The organism is Glutamicibacter sp. NPDC055354, assembly GCF_053644955.1.
On sequence record NZ_JBSHMB010000001.1, the window covers coordinates 445816 to 461650 of the forward strand.

Annotated in this window: 16 protein-coding genes and 1 pseudogene; 12 read left to right on the top strand and 5 right to left on the bottom strand. The window is 60.7% G+C overall.

Features of this window, described 5'->3' with window-relative positions:
* Positions 1-325: 325 nt before the first annotated feature.
* The 12 genes and pseudogenes from ACWICV_RS01960 to ACWICV_RS02015 all read left to right on the top strand — a co-directional run bounded on the left by ACWICV_RS01960 (position 326) and on the right by ACWICV_RS02015 (position 10891).
* On the top strand, positions 326-2512 hold the full coding sequence (locus ACWICV_RS01960; RefSeq protein WP_454132883.1) for a trypsin-like serine protease: 2187 nt from the start codon (positions 326-328) through the stop codon (positions 2510-2512).
* A gap of 173 nt (positions 2513-2685) precedes the next feature.
* Complete coding sequence (locus tag ACWICV_RS01965) at positions 2686-3273, top strand: hypothetical protein (protein ID WP_400288922.1); 588 nt, start codon at positions 2686-2688, stop codon at positions 3271-3273.
* 164 nt (positions 3274-3437) lie between these two features.
* A complete protein-coding gene (lepB, locus tag ACWICV_RS01970) occupies positions 3438-4142 on the top strand; it encodes a signal peptidase I (protein WP_286134220.1) in 705 nt (234 codons plus the stop codon).
* An 11-nt stretch (positions 4143-4153) separates the two neighbouring features.
* On the top strand, positions 4154-4879 hold the full coding sequence (locus ACWICV_RS01975) for a ribonuclease HII (RefSeq protein WP_105661214.1): 726 nt from the start codon (positions 4154-4156) through the stop codon (positions 4877-4879).
* Positions 4879-5199, top strand: a complete 321-nt coding sequence (locus ACWICV_RS01980; protein ID WP_105657739.1) for a DUF2469 domain-containing protein — start codon at positions 4879-4881, stop codon at positions 5197-5199. The genes ACWICV_RS01975 and ACWICV_RS01980 overlap by 1 nt, the downstream gene beginning before the upstream one ends.
* A gap of 161 nt (positions 5200-5360) precedes the next feature.
* On the top strand, positions 5361-5723 hold the full coding sequence (locus tag ACWICV_RS01985) for a YraN family protein (protein WP_332595130.1): 363 nt from the start codon (positions 5361-5363) through the stop codon (positions 5721-5723).
* Positions 5720-6937 (top strand): annotated as a pseudogene (locus ACWICV_RS01990) (YifB family Mg chelatase-like AAA ATPase); the annotation flags it as partial. The gene ACWICV_RS01985 and the pseudogene ACWICV_RS01990, both read left to right, overlap by 4 nt.
* Positions 6914-7279 (top strand): magnesium chelatase subunit ChlI family protein, encoded by a 366-nt coding sequence (locus ACWICV_RS01995; RefSeq protein WP_454090973.1) that lies wholly within the window; start codon positions 6914-6916, stop codon positions 7277-7279. The pseudogene ACWICV_RS01990 and the gene ACWICV_RS01995, both read left to right, overlap by 24 nt.
* Positions 7280-7287: 8 nt before the next feature.
* Positions 7288-8532 carry a DNA-processing protein DprA gene (gene dprA, locus ACWICV_RS02000; RefSeq protein WP_400288927.1) on the top strand — a complete coding sequence of 415 codons (1245 nt, stop codon included), beginning with the start codon at positions 7288-7290 and terminating at the stop codon, positions 8530-8532.
* Between the two features lie 33 nt (positions 8533-8565).
* Positions 8566-9561 (top strand): tyrosine recombinase XerC, encoded by a 996-nt coding sequence (locus ACWICV_RS02005; protein WP_332489100.1) that lies wholly within the window; start codon positions 8566-8568, stop codon positions 9559-9561.
* A 141-nt stretch (positions 9562-9702) separates the two neighbouring features.
* Positions 9703-10206 carry a DUF3145 domain-containing protein gene (locus tag ACWICV_RS02010; protein ID WP_105657742.1) on the top strand — a complete coding sequence of 168 codons (504 nt, stop codon included), beginning with the start codon at positions 9703-9705 and terminating at the stop codon, positions 10204-10206.
* A 298-nt stretch (positions 10207-10504) separates the two neighbouring features.
* Positions 10505-10891: a VOC family protein gene (locus ACWICV_RS02015; RefSeq protein WP_105657743.1), complete on the top strand. Its 387-nt coding sequence runs from the start codon at positions 10505-10507 to the stop codon at positions 10889-10891.
* Positions 10892-10897: 6 nt separating this feature from the next.
* Here the strand turns inward: ACWICV_RS02015 and ACWICV_RS02020 are convergent, their stop codons facing one another.
* From ACWICV_RS02020 to ACWICV_RS02040, 5 genes are all read right to left on the bottom strand, one after another.
* A complete protein-coding gene (locus tag ACWICV_RS02020) occupies positions 10898-11473 on the bottom strand; it encodes a dihydrofolate reductase family protein (protein ID WP_105657744.1) in 576 nt (191 codons plus the stop codon).
* A 193-nt stretch (positions 11474-11666) separates the two neighbouring features.
* Entirely contained in the window at positions 11667-12914 is a 1248-nt protein-coding gene (gene fabF / locus ACWICV_RS02025; protein WP_400288931.1) for a beta-ketoacyl-ACP synthase II, read from the bottom strand.
* A 120-nt stretch (positions 12915-13034) separates the two neighbouring features.
* Positions 13035-13280, bottom strand: a complete 246-nt coding sequence (locus tag ACWICV_RS02030; protein ID WP_105657746.1) for an acyl carrier protein — start codon at positions 13278-13280, stop codon at positions 13035-13037.
* A gap of 219 nt (positions 13281-13499) precedes the next feature.
* Positions 13500-14423, bottom strand: coding sequence for an ACP S-malonyltransferase (locus ACWICV_RS02035; RefSeq protein ID WP_400288932.1), 924 nt, complete (start codon positions 14421-14423; stop codon positions 13500-13502).
* 176 nt (positions 14424-14599) lie between these two features.
* Positions 14600-15811, bottom strand: a complete 1212-nt coding sequence (locus tag ACWICV_RS02040; RefSeq protein WP_105657748.1) for a PucR family transcriptional regulator — start codon at positions 15809-15811, stop codon at positions 14600-14602.
* Positions 15812-15835: the final 24 nt, after the last annotated feature.

Sequence of the window (15835 nt, forward strand, 5' to 3'; positions counted from 1 at the left end):
CATCCCACCCGATTTGCTGTGCAATTGGTGTGTAAATTTCGCGACAACACTCAGGATCCACCAAGCTGACTAGGGATTAGAAAGAGAAGTCCAATCTTAAACCAATACTACTGGCACGTAAGTTGTAACCAACCTCGATGAGGGTAGAGCTATTTGACTAGGTGAAACGGGTTCTGGAATTTATATTTTTGTTGGATTCGATGGTTGAAAAGCTGTGTCGGAACCAAGTATTGTTTCATTTTGGTAACAACACCTGTGCTTACGCGCGCGCCCTTAGGTAAGGGGACGCGCGGGCACTCGCACCATAAATCTGGGAGAAGCATTAATGCCACATCCAAAAAAGAAGACTGCGCAACGCGGCATCGTTGCAGCAGCCGCGACCGCCTTGGTGGTCGGCTCTAGCTTCATGCCTGCCGCAGCGGCGCCAACGGCCTCCGAATCGCCGTCTGCGTCCGCTACGGCAAGCGAGAAGCCTTTGGCCAGCGAAACCGCTCTGGACACCGAGGGGCTCGGCAAGGCTATTGAGAAGGACCTCAATAAGTCCGTTGAAGAGTACGTCAAGGACGGGGAGACCAGCGACGCTGCTTCCAAGGTCCGCGACGAACTGAATGCGAAAGGCATTGACGCCACTGCCTCGGTGAAGGACGGCAAAGCCGAGATCACCGTAAGCAAGAAGGACGCTGCCAAGGCCAAGGAGATCGTCAAGGCCAGTGCTGCTCCGGCTCCTATCGTGGTGACCGAAGTCGACTCGCAGGTCAAGACCGTAGACAAGGTCTACACCGAGCTCTTGGCCAACATCGAGCCGAAGGAACTGAAGCGCATCACCGCTATCCTTCAGACCAACGATGGCTTGAAGATCTATGCAAAGGGCTTCGACGAGAAGGAAGCTGCGGACGACCTGAAGTCCAAGTCCGCTGGCTCCCTGCCTGAGAAGCTGACCGTTGAGCAGTTCGTCAGCGAAGCTACGCACGTTGACGGTGTAGAAAGCTCGGGTGTTGCCAAGACCACCGCCGCAGAGGATATTTACGGCGCCTTGGGTTACGCAATGGACAAGTCCGGCGCACCTACTAGTAAGTCGACCGTCTGCTCGCTCGGATTCACCGCGTGGACCGCAGAGGGCGAAGATGCCATCATCTCGGCTGGGCACTGCTCGGAAGATGGCGCCACCAGGATTTTGGGCCTTGCCGAACAGTCGGTTCCAGGCCAATCGCCAACTCTGGGTGCCGAGCTGGGTACTTTTGGATTCAACCAGTTCGGTGGTCCGGGTAATTCGGGCCTATCCGCCGAAGAACTGGACTCCATGACCGAGGAAGAGTTCAATAACCTGGAACCAGGCACGGACATCTCGGTGATCGATAACATCAATCCTGCGCTGAACTTGCACGCTGCTGTGTCCGAATGGGCTGACGGCAAGGAACCTCGCGACGAAGTTATCAACGTGACTGGCACGACCAAGGCACTAGTTGGGTCGGAAGCTTGCTCTTCGGGTCGTACGACCGGTTGGAGCTGCTCCCCGATTATCGGTGAAGGCGTCTTCTTCGTTGGTGGCTCGGATAAGACCTACCGTTCAGTTGCTGGCTATGTCGCTGAAAATCCTGGCCAGAGCGTGCTTGACCAGGGTGACTCCGGTGGCCCAATGCTCGTAGGCAGCAAGGCGGCAGGCATCAACTCGGCCAACGCCGCAGGTGAAGACCTGAAGGAAAACACCGCTGATGACATCGCCATGTACACCTCGCTCGATGATGTCTTCGACAAGGGCTACATTGATGGCTACACGCTGAAATTCCATATCAATACCCCTGCCATCACGGTGGAAAACGGTACTGAAGTTGAACCTGGTGAAGCAATCACCGGTACCCTTGCCAATGCTCCGGCTGGCACCATCATCCGTGTGGTCGTTGACGGCAAGCTCTACAAGAAGGTTGAGCTGGACGCTGAAGGAAACTTCTCGTTCCCTGCCCCGGAAGAACCAGGAAAGTTTGCGTTCAGCGTTGTGGCCAAGAACGGTTTCAACACCTCTGAGCGGGTCAACGCCAACGTCGTGATCGTTGCTGCGCCGACTCCGACGCCGACTCCAACCGAGCAACCGACTGAGGAGCCTACCGAGGAACCGACTGAGGAGCCTACCGAGGAACCGACTGAGGAGCCTACCGAGGAACCTACTGAGGAGCCTACCGAGGAACCTACTGAGGCGCCTACCGAGGAACCTACTGAGGAACCAACTACGGAGCCTTCCGAGAGCACCTCGCCATCGCCTTCCGAAGAAGAAAGCGACAAGCCATCGGAGAGCACCTCTCCTTCCGCTTCGGAGGACGATAAGTCGGAAGCTCCGAAGGACCAGAAGGACGACGAGCCAAGCAAGTCTGCAACTCCAAAGGAAACTCCTAAGAAGGACGATCCTTTGGCGGATACCGGTTCGAACAGCGTTCCGCTGATCGCCGCCGGTGGCGCAATGGCCCTGGCCGGTGCGGCATTCCTGCTGTTCCGCCGCAACGCACGTCGCCACGGCTAAGGGATTCTGTTCCGGCGGGACTGGGTCCTGCTGAAAATGCCCCGCTACTTGAGAACAAGTAGCGGGGCATTTTTACTTGGCACACATGTAGTTCCTTGGTTGCTCTACGATTTCGGCACTAGTCTCAAAGCTAAGATCGTTGCGGCAACGTGAATATCACCGAGGTGTAAATTATGAATTTCAACGCTAGAACTTCACGCACGCCAATCATGCTGGCCTCTACTGCCGCCATGGCTGCCCTATTGCTAACCGGCTGTGGTCAGGGAACCGATCCAGGTGCGCAGGCTAGGGCCAGCGCCACGGCATCGGAACCCTCGCAGCAAACAGAAAAATCGAGCGGGAACACCGTGGACCAAGACGCATTGCTCCAGACCAATGACCAGCTCTCCGAAGCCTTGGGCGATGAATACGTCCAGGGTTGGATCAAGGACGGGCAGCTGAATGTTTCGACGACCAGCGAAGAGCAGCTATCCGTTATTGAAGAAGCCGGGGCTATCGGGCACCTAGTCCAATTCAGCAGCGAGGAGCTTCGTTCGGCGATTTCCGAAATCATGAAGTGGCAGGGCAAGCAGGAAAACCCCGTGCGCACTGCCATCCATGCATACACGCTGAATCCTGAAACGGGCGGCATCACCCTGTCGGTGGATAAGAGCCAGCTGGACGAAGTCCAAAAGCTGATTGACGCTGAGAAGCCCATCGGCGAAATCCCCGTGGACTACAAGCAGAGCGGTGGCATCATGTCGCCTGCTGCCACCCAGTAGCCCGCAGCCCGCTTGAACGGACGCACCAATGGCCAGGCCCGGCGACGGACCTGGCCATTGGTGCGTTTCTGGGCAACTGGCCGTGGCTATGCAATGATCCGTTGCGCCTGGCAAGACACGTAAGATGGGGATTACACGCGACAATGGAAGGTACTAATCGAATCGTGAGCGCAGCATCAGCAGAGACTCCTCCAAGCAGGGGACCCCTATACAAAATATGGCGCTTCGTCCGCGAGATTGTCATCATCATCGCGATCGCGCTGTTGCTCTCGTTCGTGATCAAGACCTTCTTCTTCCGTGCCTACTACATCCCATCAGGCTCCATGGAGCATACCCTCGAGGTCAACGACCGGATTTTCGCCAACCTCATGGTTCCCGGGCCGTTCGAGCTGGAACGTGGCGACGTCGTCGTCTTCCGCGATGACCAGGAATGGCTGCCACCGCTGACCGAGTACCCCACCGCGTTCCAGAATGTGCTCTCCTTTGTCGGCGTGCTGCCAGCGGCTGATGAGCAGTACCTGGTCAAGCGCATCATCGGCATGCCCGGTGACACCGTGGAATGCTGCACCGCGGAAGGCGCCATCACGATCAACGGCGAGCCCATTGACGAGCCGTATATCTTTGACGGCGACAGCCCGTCAGACATGGAATTCAAGGCGACCGTCCCAGAAGGAAAAATCTGGGTGATGGGTGATCACCGAGGTGCCAGCGCGGATTCCCGCTTCCACGCCGATCGCCAGGGCGGTTTCGTCGACCTCGAATCCGTCCAGGGCCGCGCTTCGGTGATCTCTTGGCCAACCTCGCGCTGGGGCATCGTCGACTCGCACGAAGAAGTCTTCGCCAACGTCCCGCACGCAGTGGCGAAGTAGGGGCACCGCCCATGGCCGTTTTGAAGAGCAAGGCAACCACGCTAGAACATGAGCGCGCCTTGGCAGCCAAGCATGGGTTCCGCTATATCGCAGCGGTCGATGAGGTGGGACGCGGCGCCTTGGCTGGTCCGATTACCGTCGGCATGACGGTAATAGATATTGAGCAGGTCACGGAGTTCCCAGCGCTGCGCGACTCCAAGCTGCTGAGCCCGGAAACCCGTACGGAACTGGTCGATCCAGTTCGCCAGTGGGCCGTGGGCTATGGCGTTGGGCATGCCTCTGCGGCTGAAATCGATGAGCTGGGAGTTACTGGCGCCCTGCGCCTGGCCGGATCGCGGGCCATGGAGCTGTGCGCGGTACAGCCCGAGGCGGCGCTTCTGGATGGCAGCTACGACTGGCTGACCGCACCGGAACCGGATCTCTTCGACATCCTGGCCGATGACCGCGAACCCGTGGGCCTGCACATCCCGGTGACGACCATCATCAAAGGCGACATGACCTGCCAGGCGATCGCCGGAGCTTCCATCCTGGCCAAGGTCGAACGCGATGGCATCATGGTTGATCTGGCCACCGAGCATCCGGCCTTCGGCTGGGAGATCAACAAGGGGTATGCCACCGCTGCGCATCGTGCCGCGATCGTTGCGCAGGGTCCCTGCGACTACCACCGCAAGAGCTGGAACTTGACTTCGGGTGCTGATCAGGCCCAAGGTGAAGCCACGACAAAGAAAGCAAAGTGATGGCTGCCGACGACCTGGAAAACTACGAGTCCGACATGGAACTGCAGCTATACCGCGAGTACAAGACCGTGGTGGGGCTGTTCAATTACGTGGTCGAGACCGAGCGCCGCTTCTACCTGGCCAACCAAGTGGACGTGAAGACCCTGTCCAACGCCGGGGAAGTGTACTTCGAGTTGAACCTCACCGACGCGTGGGTCTGGGACATCTACCGCCAAGGGCGCTTCGTGAAGTCCGTCAAGGTGCTGACCTTCAAGGACGTCAACGTCGAAGAACTCAACCCTGACGAGTTCCAGATCCCGAAGGATGGGCTGGGCTCCTAGCGCGAGGCACTGTGGCATTCGATCGCCGGCTCTGTTCCTGGAACAAAGCCGGCGATCTCGCTTAAAGCGAATTGTCCACATTCCGCGGCGGGCGCCGCCGCTGTGGACCATAATTCTCCGACGATGTTTCCATTACGGATCGCAGACATCGAGGAGCAAACATGCAGACCGCGAAGCAACGCCTAGGGGCCGATGGCGAACAAGCTGCCGCCGCATTTCTCACCGGGCAGCACTACGAAATCCTCGATCGCAATTGGAGATGCCCAGCAGGGGAGCTGGACCTGGTGGCAAGAGCCGGCAACGGCCAGATCACCGCCGTCGAAGTCAAAACCAGGTCCTCGCAACGCTATGGATCGGGCTTCGAGGCGATCAGCGCGGCAAAATTCCGCCGGCTCAACAGGCTGCTGATTTCCTGGGCCCAATGCCATCGCATGTTTCTTGCCGAACTTCGCGTGGACATCGTCGAGGTCTATCTGACAGCAACAGGGTTCGAATGCCGGCTGCATGAGAACGTGCGCTCATGAGCACCGCCCGGACCAGCGCAGTGGCACTGCACGGGGTCAGCGCCTCACTGGTGGAAGTCGAGGCCGACCTCGGCAACGGCATCCCAGGATTCGTCCTGCTGGGCTTGCCCGATGCATCTTTGAGCGAGGCCCGTGAACGAATCAAAGCCGCGGCAAGGAATTCAGGGATTCCTCTGGCAAACCGGAAACTGACGGTCAATCTTTCGCCAGCCACCCTGCCCAAGTATGGATCAGCTTTCGATCTGGCCATCGTCATCGCCGCCTTGGCCGCTGATCAACAGCTGTTCGCGTCACCGAGCACGCTGTTCATGGCGGAACTCGGCTTGGATGGAACCTTGCGGCCAGTACCCGGGGTGCTGCCAGCGGTGCAGCTAGCCAAGGTCCATGGTCTCGACCGGGTGATCGTGGCCGAGGCTAACGGGGCCGAAGCGAGGCTGGTGCATGGAATCGAGGTCATGGCGCTACGCCATCTGGGACAGGTCCTCACCTGCTGCGGTGCCCCAGCCGAACATGTCACCACTTACCTGCGCCACCGGCAGCCGCAGGCGCCTACCGAATCTGCTGGCCCTGCCGCAGGAACTGCTGCCTCGGGCGATGCGGACCTGGGCCTGGTCAACGGGCAGCAGGAAGCTCGGCTCGCCTTGGAACTGGCCGCGGCCGGCGGGCACCACCTGATCATGGTCGGACCGGCCGGTGCCGGCAAAACCATGCTGGCCAAGTGCCTGCCATCGATTCTGCCGCCACTTGATGACCTGCAAGCCCTTGAAGCCACCGCGGTGCATTCCATTACTCGGGGCGGATCCGGGGAATTGGACCAGCTGCAACGCACCCCGCCTTTCGTGGCGCCGCACCACACCGCGTCCCGTTCAGCCCTGATTGGCGGCGGAACCGCCCAACTCATTCCCGGGGCCATTACCCGCGCGCACCAGGGCATTCTATTCCTCGATGAAGCAGCGCAATTCCACACCGGAGTACTTGATGCGCTTCGCCAACCGATCTAGGAAGGCTATATCAACCTCGCGCGGATACGCGGCCACCAGCGGCTGCCGGCCCGTTTCCAACTCATCATGGCCTCCAATCCGTGTCCCTGCGGAAAAAACTTCGGCACCGGTACCGGGTGCACCTGTACGCCCATGGCCCGCCGGCGCTATTTCGCCCGGCTTTCAGGACCCATCCTCGACCGTGTGGATCTGCAAGTCAGAGTCAATCCGGTAGCGCAAGCACAGCTTCTTAGCGGAGTACCAAATGAATCCAGTGCACAGGTGCGTGAACGCGTCTTGGCCACCCGGGCACGCAGCAAGGAGCGGCTGGGAAAGTTCTCCATTGCTTGCAACGCGCAAATACCAACTCAGATCCTCAGGAATGAACTGGAATACCCGGCCAAGACCCGGGCGGCGCTTGAACAACTCGCCACACGACGCGGGCTCTCTGCGCGCGCCATCCACCGCCTCCTGCGGGTCGCGTGGACGGTTGCAGACCAGCAAGGGCATGCAGCACCGACCGAGGATGATCTGGCCATCGCCGCTCACCTTCGCCAGAACTTGGAAAATAGCTAGGTAAGGCCATGACTTTCAACGATGTGAACACTGCCGGAAAAGCCTCGGCTCCAACCAGCCAGGAGCGCCGGGTCTACGCCCAATTGAACCAACTTATCGAGCCCAACGACTATGTGGCCACGGCCTTGCTGGAACTGATGAGCCCACAGGAACTGCTGCGCCTGATCCAGCGAGAGGATTTCTACCCGGCCGCGCTCAAAGCGCCGGTCGACGGAATCCTCGGATTCCACCCGCCCGGGGATGGCGCACAAGACTTGAGCGTAGCCTTGGCCCGATGGAGAAAGCGCCTGTCGCTGAGCAACCCAGCGGGAGCCTTGGATGCCGCTGCGCGCGCGGGTGGCGGATTGCTGATCCCGGACGATGCTTCGTGGCCTCGACAGCTAGCCGACCTGGAACTGGGACGTCCCCTGTGCCTGTGGTGGCGTTCAGCGAACCCGCAATTGCTCGAAGGCCAAGAGCTGGCGCGCAGCGTGTCCATCGTCGGCTCCCGCGATGCCAGTGACTACGGTGATCAAGTCACCTTCGATCTTGGCCGGACCCTGGCCCTGAACGGGTACACCATTGTCTCGGGTGGCGCTTACGGCATTGACGCCAGCGCGCACCGGGCCGCTCTGAGCGTGGACGATTGGCAGCATCCGAACCCGCCAACGATCACGGTTATGGCTGGCGGCATCGATCGGCTCTACCCTTCGGGCAACAGCAACCTGCTCAACCAGATTATTGCTCGCGGCGTGCTGATCTCAGAGGTGCCTCCCGGAACCACATCAGCACGCTTCCGCTTCCTGAACCGCAACCGGCTGATCGCGGCATTGAGCAGGCTGGTTATCGTCAGCGAAGCGCGCCACCGCTCAGGAGCGCTGAACACCGCCAGCCATGCAGTCGAGTTGGGACGCGATGTAGCGGCCGTTCCCGGAAGCGTTTTCGCGCCCAACTCCGCAGGGTGCCACCGATTGATTGCAGAAGGCAGTGCGGCCTTGCTCGCCAGCCCGCAAGATGCGCTGGGCCTGGTTGGCCACCACTGCCAAGCAGAGCCGCGGAGTGCCAAAGTTCAGCAACGCCCGACGGACATCCTGGGTAGGGACGAAGCAATGGTGTACGACATCATGTCCTTCACCAAAGGATTGCTGGTTGATGAGATCTCTGCCCGCAGCGGGGTGCCGTTGATCCAGACGCTACGCGCCATCAATCGATTGGAGACACTGCAAATGGCTGCCACCGATGGCCTGGCATGGAAGTTGGTGCGCCAAAACTGACCGGTGACGCAGCTGAGGGTATCCTCAATAGTGATGAAGCAAGAATCAACGACGCACGCCAGCAATGCGATGTCAGCAAAATTCGCTGAGCCGGTGGCAGACTACCTGGAGTACCTGCAACGCGAACGCGGCCGCAGCACTAATACCCTGCGAGCCTACGAAGTGGATTTGCGGAACCTCGGCCAGTTCTTGCTCCACCATGCGCAGGATCCGAGCCTCAAGCAGATTTCAGTTGATACGCTCCGCGATTGGTTGGCACAGCTTCATGAATCGCAGATTTCCCGCACCACCTTGGCCCGCAGGATCTCTGCGGTGAAGAGCTTCTTCGCGTGGGCGCTGAAGCATCAGCTGATCGACGCGGACCCTGCCCTGCGGCTGGCCGCGCCCAGGAAGGAACGGCGTCTTCCGCATGTTTTGCAGCCAAGCCAGATCGACCGCTTGCTCTCCGAAACAGCCCAGCCGCCTGCTGGAAAAGAAGTCAGCGAGAGCAAGCCGGAACCTGCCCCCGATGCCAAGAGCCAGGCCGTAGCGGCACGCGATAAAGTCATCGCCGAGTTGCTGTACGCATCCGGCCTGCGTATCAGCGAGCTCGTGGCCTTGGACGTTGACGACATCGACTTCGAACGACGCACCGTCAGGGTTCTCGGCAAGGGCAACAAGGAACGGGTTGTTCCGTTTGGCAAGCCCGCCGAGCGCGTGATCATCGGGTGGATTCGGTCGCATCGCAAGGTCCTGGCCCGCCAGGAAGCTCAAGGCGCTTTGCTCGTAGGGGTGCGCGGTGCGCGCTTGAATGTACGCCAGGCACGAGAGGTCATTTCCAAGGCCTTGCAATCGCTGGGGGATACCGCTGCCAGCGGCCCGCATGCCTTAAGGCACACCGTAGCCACGCATCTGCTGGATGGGGGCGCAGATTTGCGTGCTGTCCAGGAATTCCTCGGGCATGCTTCGCTGGCAACGACCCAGCTATATACTCACGTTTCGGTTGACCGATTGAGGCAAAGCTACCGCCAAGCCCATCCCCGAGCCTGACTATTTGGTACCAATCTGCAAAAATAGCCTTTCTGGGTGGCGAAAGGCCTCTTCATCGGGCAAAATGGAAGTATCGGCGGCGATGGCACCGGAACGATGTTGACGTAGGGGAAGACGATCAACACCGCAACGGAGGATGGCATGTCTGCACCGATGTCCAGAGGCGTGATTTATATTCATTCCGCCCCTGCAGCGCTATGCCCACATCTGGAATGGGCAATCGGGTCCGTGCTCGGTACTCCAGTAAAAATGGAGTGGACCGAACAGCACGTCGCACCCGGATTTTGTCGCGCCGAAATCGAGTGGGTAGGTACGCAAGGTACCGGCGCTTTGCTGACCAGTGAGATGCATGGTTGGCAGCACCTTCGTTTCGAAATCACCGAAGACCCAAGCCCGGGTGCCGACGGCAGCCGTTGGTCCGTGACCCCTGATCTTGGCATCTTCCACGCCACCGTTGATTGCGCTGGCAACGTCATGGTCAGCGAAGAACGCATCCGGTGGGCCTATGAAAAGGGCGACGGAAATCCCTCGGTCTTCTACCAGGAGATGTCCATCGCTCTCGGCGAGCCCTGGGATGAAGAACTCGAACCCTTCCGTCACGCAGGCGAAGACGCGCCTGTTCGATGGCTCAACCAGGTGGTTTAGCAACTGGTTATCCAGTCCCTGAGTGACTTATCAACCGGCACTCAGATACAACCCCGATGGTGCGGGGTTGTTACCCAAAAGAAGTGGGATCCCATGCCGGGGATCCCACTTCTTGCTTTAAAAACTGCGGTTGTGGAGAAGCGCCGAAGCGCAGTGCTATGCTCGATGGCGATGAAGACCAGTCAGGCCGCATGCGGCCACTCCCGGAACGGCAAACTGGTCGTTCCCTGATCCGCGGCCCTCCCGTGCCAGATGCATTCCACCAAAGAACAGCACATCTGAACCACGAAAGGGAGACATGACCGCACAGTTCAACCACACCATCATCGCTTCACTCGACCCGCAACGCATGGCAAAGTTCTATCTTGAGCTGCTCGAAGCCCGCGCGGAATCAAGCTGGGGACCATTTACCAACATCAGCCTGGCCCACGGGGTGCTGCTTCAATTCGCTGCACCACCGATGGACTTCCCAGCGCAGCACTATGCCTACCTGCTCGATGACGAGCATTTCGACCGCGCCTACGCGACTATCCGCGAGGGGAAAATGGAGCATTGGGCCGATCCCCAACGGCAGCTGCCAGGGCAGATTAATCATGAACACGGCGGCCGGGGAGTCTATCTGCTTGATCCTTCCGGGCACTACCTGGAATTGATCACCCGGCCTTACCTGCCCGCAGCCAGCTAGGACCAGCTAGCGCTGAACCTTGAACACGTTCTTCTGGATGCCGTTGGAGTAGACCTGCGAATCAATGAGGGCCAGCTTCTGCGCGTCCAGGCTCGCGTCGCTGAAAAGGCGCTTGCCTGCACCAAGCAAAACCGGGAAGACCAGCAGGTTGTACTGGTCGATGAGCTGATGTTCTTGCAGCGAGTGGACCATCGTTGCCGATCCATGGATACTGATCGGGCCGCCGTCGCCGGCTCGAAGCCGCGCCACATCGGCGACCGAGCGCAAGATCGCAGTCTCGCCCCAGTTCCCGGCCAAGTCCTTCTCCCGCAAGGTAGTGGAGAGCACGTACTTGGGCATCGCGTTGTACTGCGGGAACTGCTCGGTCATCGAGGGCCACACCGCGCAGAAGGCCTCGTAGCTGTGCCGGCCCAAGAGCATGGCGCTGGCTTCTTCTTGCTCGGCGCCCTTCAGTTCGTAGGCGGCGGGGTCGAACTCGACCGAGTTCATCGTCCAGCCTGAATTGCGGTAGCCGGGTTCGCCGCCCGGGGCTTGGACGACACCGTCCAAGGAGACGAAGGAAGTGGCGATCAGGGTGCGCATGGGAAGGGATCCTTTGCTCGTGGCAAGTACCGTCAGTTGCCTCCGACATGAGGCGGTACTTGAGCTTAACGAACATGTCAGGACCGAAGCAATGGCTCTGAGCCAATTCTTTCGGGGTTAAAGACCACTGGGCTGGTTGAAGAGTAATCTTCAACCAGCCCAATGGCGCGCTCGCCTGCAGCTGCCGGAACGGCTAGACGCTGCGGATGGCGACCACGGCGTTATGGCCGCCGAAGCCGAAGGAGTTATTCAGCGCAACGATGGAGCCCTCTGCAGGCAGCTGCGCAGGCTGGCCGGTGACGACCTTCAACGGGATCTCTGGATCCTGGTTGTCCAGGTTAATGGTCACCGGGGCCTTGCGGTTGTAGATGGCCAGTGCGCACAGCACGGACTCCACGGCACCGGAGGCGCCTAGCAGGTGGCCCATCTGCGACTTGGTCGCGGATACCCACACGTTCTCGAGGTGATCGCCCAGGGCGTTCTTCAGCGCAGCGTATTCCGGCTTGTCGCCAACTGGGGTGGAGGTTGCGTGGGCGTTCACATGGACTACGTCCTCTGGCTGGATGCGGCCATCGAACATGGCAGCCTTCAGCGCACGGGTTGCACCCATGCCTTCTGGATCCGGTGCGGTGATGTGGTGCGCATCGGAGGTGACCGAGGAGCCTGCCAGCTCGGCGTAGATGCGTGCGCCGCGGGCGATTGCATGCTCTTCGGCTTCCAGTACCAGCGCGCCAGCGCCCTCGCCCATGACAAAGCCATCACGGTCGGTGTCGTAGGGGCGCGAAGCCTTGGCCGGATCATCGTTGCGGCGTGAGAGTGCATGCATGGACGCGAAGGCGGCCATCGGCATGGGGTGGATCGCGGCTTCTGCGCCACCGACCATGACCACATCGGCCTTGCCCGAACGGATCAGCTCCAGGCCAACGTGCATCGCTTCGGTACCCGAAGCGCAAGCCGAAACCGGGGTATGCGCGCCACCGGCGGCACCCAGGTCCAGCGACACGGCAGCTGCTGGGCCGTTAGGCATCAGCATTGGCACGGTCATGGGCAGGACGCGGCGTGGGCCCTTTTCGCGCAGGGTGTCCCAGGCGTTGAGCAGGGTCCAGACGCCGCCGATGCCGGTAGCGAAGGCAACGGCCAGCTTGTTCTGGTCCATCTCTTCCTTGACCAGGCCTGAGTCGGCCCAGGCTTCACGGGCCGCAACCACAGCGAACTGGGTCGATGGGTCCATGCGCTTGGTCTCCGGGCGGGAGAGTACCTCGGTCGGCTGCACAGCAGCGCGGGCGGCGAAGGTGACCGGCAGGTCGTATTCCTTAACCCAGTCATCTTCCAGGGTTACGGCGCCGGAGACGCCCTTGAGGGCGTTTTCCCATAGGGTGGGGACATCCCCGCCGATTGGGGTGGTGGCTCCGAGACCGGTGATCACTACTTTGCGCGCCATCATCAAACTCTCTACTGTGCGAATAAGAACTGTGCTTGGAAATTCAGGGGGCCGGCTTGACGTACCGGCCGGTGTGCGCGGCTTGCCCGCACAACGGTGTGGCGAAAAACGCCGGGAAGCTTAGGCCTGTGCCGCAGCGATGAAGTTGACGGCGTCGCCGACGGTCTTCAGGTTCTTGACCTCTTCGTCAGGGATCTTGACCTCGAACTTTTCCTCAGCCTCAACGACGATGGTCATCATCGAGATCGAGTCGATGTCCAGGTCCTCGGTGAAGGACTTGTCCATCTGCACGTCTGCTTCGTCCAGGCCGGTCTCGGAGTTGACGATTTCGGCGAGGCCCGCCAGGATTTCTTCGTTGCTAGCCATGGATGGCTCCTTTTCTTCTTAGCCGGAGGACTCCGGTCATTTTTGTGGCTGGGTGCAGATCCTGTTTCCAGGAACCGGTTCCAGCCGGCTTAATGAAACTTTGGTGGCGCATCAAGAATGCGCGGCACGTTTCGTCGGTTTAAAGCTTAGGCCAGAGACGCGCTCGGCGGACGCAACATGACGTTCCCGGCGTGCACAATCTGTGAACGGCGCAAAAGCCTAGTTGGCGGTGTGCTCGGCGATGAACGTCTTGGCAGCTTCCAGATCCGCTGGACTCTTCACCGCCAGGGTCTTCACGCCCTTGAGCCCGCGGCGGGCCAATCCCACCAGGGTTCCGGCCGGTGCCAGTTCCAGCACACCGGTCACGCCAGCTTCGGCCAGCGTCTGCATGCACAGGTCCCAGCGGACCGGACGCGATACCTGGGCGACCAGCGAATCGAGGTTCGCCTGGCCATCGGCTACGGCCTTGCCGTCGAAGTTCGAGAGCAGGGTTTCCGCTGGTTCCTTCGGGGTGATGGTTCCGGCCAGTTCCTCCAGGATGCCAACTGCGGGCTGCATGTGCGCGGTATGGAATGCGCCGGCAACCTTCAGGGGGATCACGCGAGCCTTGGCCGGCGGGTTCTCGCCCAGGGCCGCGAGCTGCTCCATGGTTCCTGCGGCCACAATCTGGCCGCCGCCATTGGCGTTGGCCGGGGTCAGGCCCAGTTCGTCGAGCTTGACCAGGACCTCATCCGGGTCGCCGCCGAGCACTGCTGCCATGCCGGTCGGAGCCGCCGCAGCGGCTTCGGCCATGGCGTTGGCGCGGACCTTCACGAAATTCATGGCGTCAGCTTCGTCCAGCGCGCCGGCCAGGGCCGACGCGGTGATCTCGCCAACCGAGTGGCCGGCCACAACGGCGCCTGCCGGCAGCGAGCTGCCAAAGAGCGCACGGGCGGTGACCAGGCCGGCAGCGACGATCAGCGGCTGGGCGACGGCGGTGTCCTTGATGGTCTCTTCATCGGAGGTGGTGCCGTGGGCGGTGAGGTCGCGCTCGGTGATCGAGCTGAGCGCCTGCAAATGCTCGGCCACGCCATCGACGTCGAGCCATTCGGTGAGGAAACCTGGGGTCTGGGAGCCCTGTCCGGGGCAAACGATTGCTAACACTCTTACAGCTTTCCAAATGTTGGGAGCTTTTGGCGCTTCATTTGAGTACCAAGCTCGTGGTGACTGTTTGTAGGATCTCTACAAAAGCCTAGCGTATCCAGAAGCTGAATTCCGCTGTAATGCGCGATCAACTCGGAATTATCGGTGTCGGGAGCTCGACGCTCTTTGGTTGAAGCCTACAAGTTCGATTCGTGGAGCCGTCCGAAAAGCAGCGCGGTTTGCAGGACGAAGGCATCCCGGGGAACCAGTGGATCCCAACCGGTGACTTCGCTGACCCGCTTGAGCCGGTAGCGCACCGTGTTTGCATGGACAAACAGTTCCCGGGCGGTGCCTTCGAGCGAGTGGCCGAGCGCCAAGTAGCTGGAGAGCGTTTCAGCCAGGCCATTGGAGGCCTGCTGCAGCGGAATGTAGACCTGGTCCACCAGCGCCGTGCGGGCCAATTCATCGCCGTTGCAGGCGCGTTCTGGCCACAGGTCATCGGCACCGACCGGATTCGGTGCTTGCGGCCAGGCCTTGGCGGCGCTGAATCCCGCCACGGCTGCCACCGCGGCGTGGTGCATTTCCTTCACCGTCGGAGCCATGGGGGAGTAGACCAGCGGGCCGGGCCCGAAGAACCGGGTCAGCCGGCTCAGATCCGCTTCTTCGAATTTGGTGTCCGAAAGCATCAGCACCGAGCGGTCGCCGAGCACGCCCACCAGCGAATCGCGCGAGTAGCGGATGGCAATACGGCGCAGGGCCGAGACGAAGGTGGCCGGGTTGGACGAAGGGGTGGTGCCCACCAGGATGCGGATATTCTTCTGCGACTTCCAGCCAATGGCCGCAATGCGCGAGGAGAGCGAGTCGTGGGCCTCGCCGTGCAGCACCGCGTCGACCACGTGGGCCTCCAAGCGCGAGTCCCAGGCGCCGCGGGTTTCGGCGGCGCGGGCATAGACATCGGCGGCGGCGAAAGCGACCTCGCGCGAATAGCGCAGCACCGCTTCGCGCAGGGCTGCCTGCTCATGCTCGGCGGCGATGTCGGGCACCTGGGATTCGACCACTTCCACGATGGTGCGCAACAGGCCCAAGGCCTTCTGCAGGGAGATGGATCGGGTCAGCTCCGTGGGAGCGGCGCCGAAGACGTCGGTCACCACCCAGGACGGGGTGGAGGAGGGATCCTCGTACCAGGTAACGAAGGTGGAGATGCCCTTCTGGGCGATCAGTCCCAAGGCGGCGCGCTCATTGGGCGCCAGCGATCGGTACCAGGGCAGTTGCTGGTCGAGGTACTTCAGCGCGGTGGTGGACAGGACGCCAATATGGCTTTTGAGTCGCTTGAGCGTTTCACTGCTGGGTGCCTGGGATCGGCTGGGACGGTTCTTCGGAGCTGCGGCGGCATCCATTTCAGGACTCATGGGTTCCAGCTTAGTTTCTTTTCT

What these genes read in the sequence shown, in the direction of transcription:
- ACWICV_RS01960 (WP_454132883.1), top strand. Translation starts at nt 326, where the DNA reads ATGCCACATCCAAAAAAGAAGACTGCGCAACGCGGCATCGTTGCAGCA.
- ACWICV_RS01965 (WP_400288922.1), top strand. Translation starts at nt 2,686, where the DNA reads ATGAATTTCAACGCTAGAACTTCACGCACGCCAATCATGCTGGCCTCT.
- ACWICV_RS01975 (WP_105661214.1), top strand. Translation starts at nt 4,154, where the DNA reads ATGGCCGTTTTGAAGAGCAAGGCAACCACGCTAGAACATGAGCGCGCC.
- ACWICV_RS01980 (WP_105657739.1), top strand. Translation starts at nt 4,879, where the DNA reads ATGGCTGCCGACGACCTGGAAAACTACGAGTCCGACATGGAACTGCAG.
- ACWICV_RS01985 (WP_332595130.1), top strand. Translation starts at nt 5,361, where the DNA reads ATGCAGACCGCGAAGCAACGCCTAGGGGCCGATGGCGAACAAGCTGCC.
- dprA (WP_400288927.1), top strand. Translation starts at nt 7,288, where the DNA reads ATGACTTTCAACGATGTGAACACTGCCGGAAAAGCCTCGGCTCCAACC.
- ACWICV_RS02005 (WP_332489100.1), top strand. Translation starts at nt 8,566, where the DNA reads ATGAAGCAAGAATCAACGACGCACGCCAGCAATGCGATGTCAGCAAAA.
- ACWICV_RS02010 (WP_105657742.1), top strand. Translation starts at nt 9,703, where the DNA reads ATGTCTGCACCGATGTCCAGAGGCGTGATTTATATTCATTCCGCCCCT.
- ACWICV_RS02015 (WP_105657743.1), top strand. Translation starts at nt 10,505, where the DNA reads ATGACCGCACAGTTCAACCACACCATCATCGCTTCACTCGACCCGCAA.
- ACWICV_RS02020 (WP_105657744.1), bottom strand. Translation starts at nt 11,473, where the DNA reads ATGCGCACCCTGATCGCCACTTCCTTCGTCTCCTTGGACGGTGTCGTC.
- fabF (WP_400288931.1), bottom strand. Translation starts at nt 12,914, where the DNA reads ATGGCGCGCAAAGTAGTGATCACCGGTCTCGGAGCCACCACCCCAATC.
- ACWICV_RS02030 (WP_105657746.1), bottom strand. Translation starts at nt 13,280, where the DNA reads ATGGCTAGCAACGAAGAAATCCTGGCGGGCCTCGCCGAAATCGTCAAC.
- ACWICV_RS02040 (WP_105657748.1), bottom strand. Translation starts at nt 15,811, where the DNA reads ATGAGTCCTGAAATGGATGCCGCCGCAGCTCCGAAGAACCGTCCCAGC.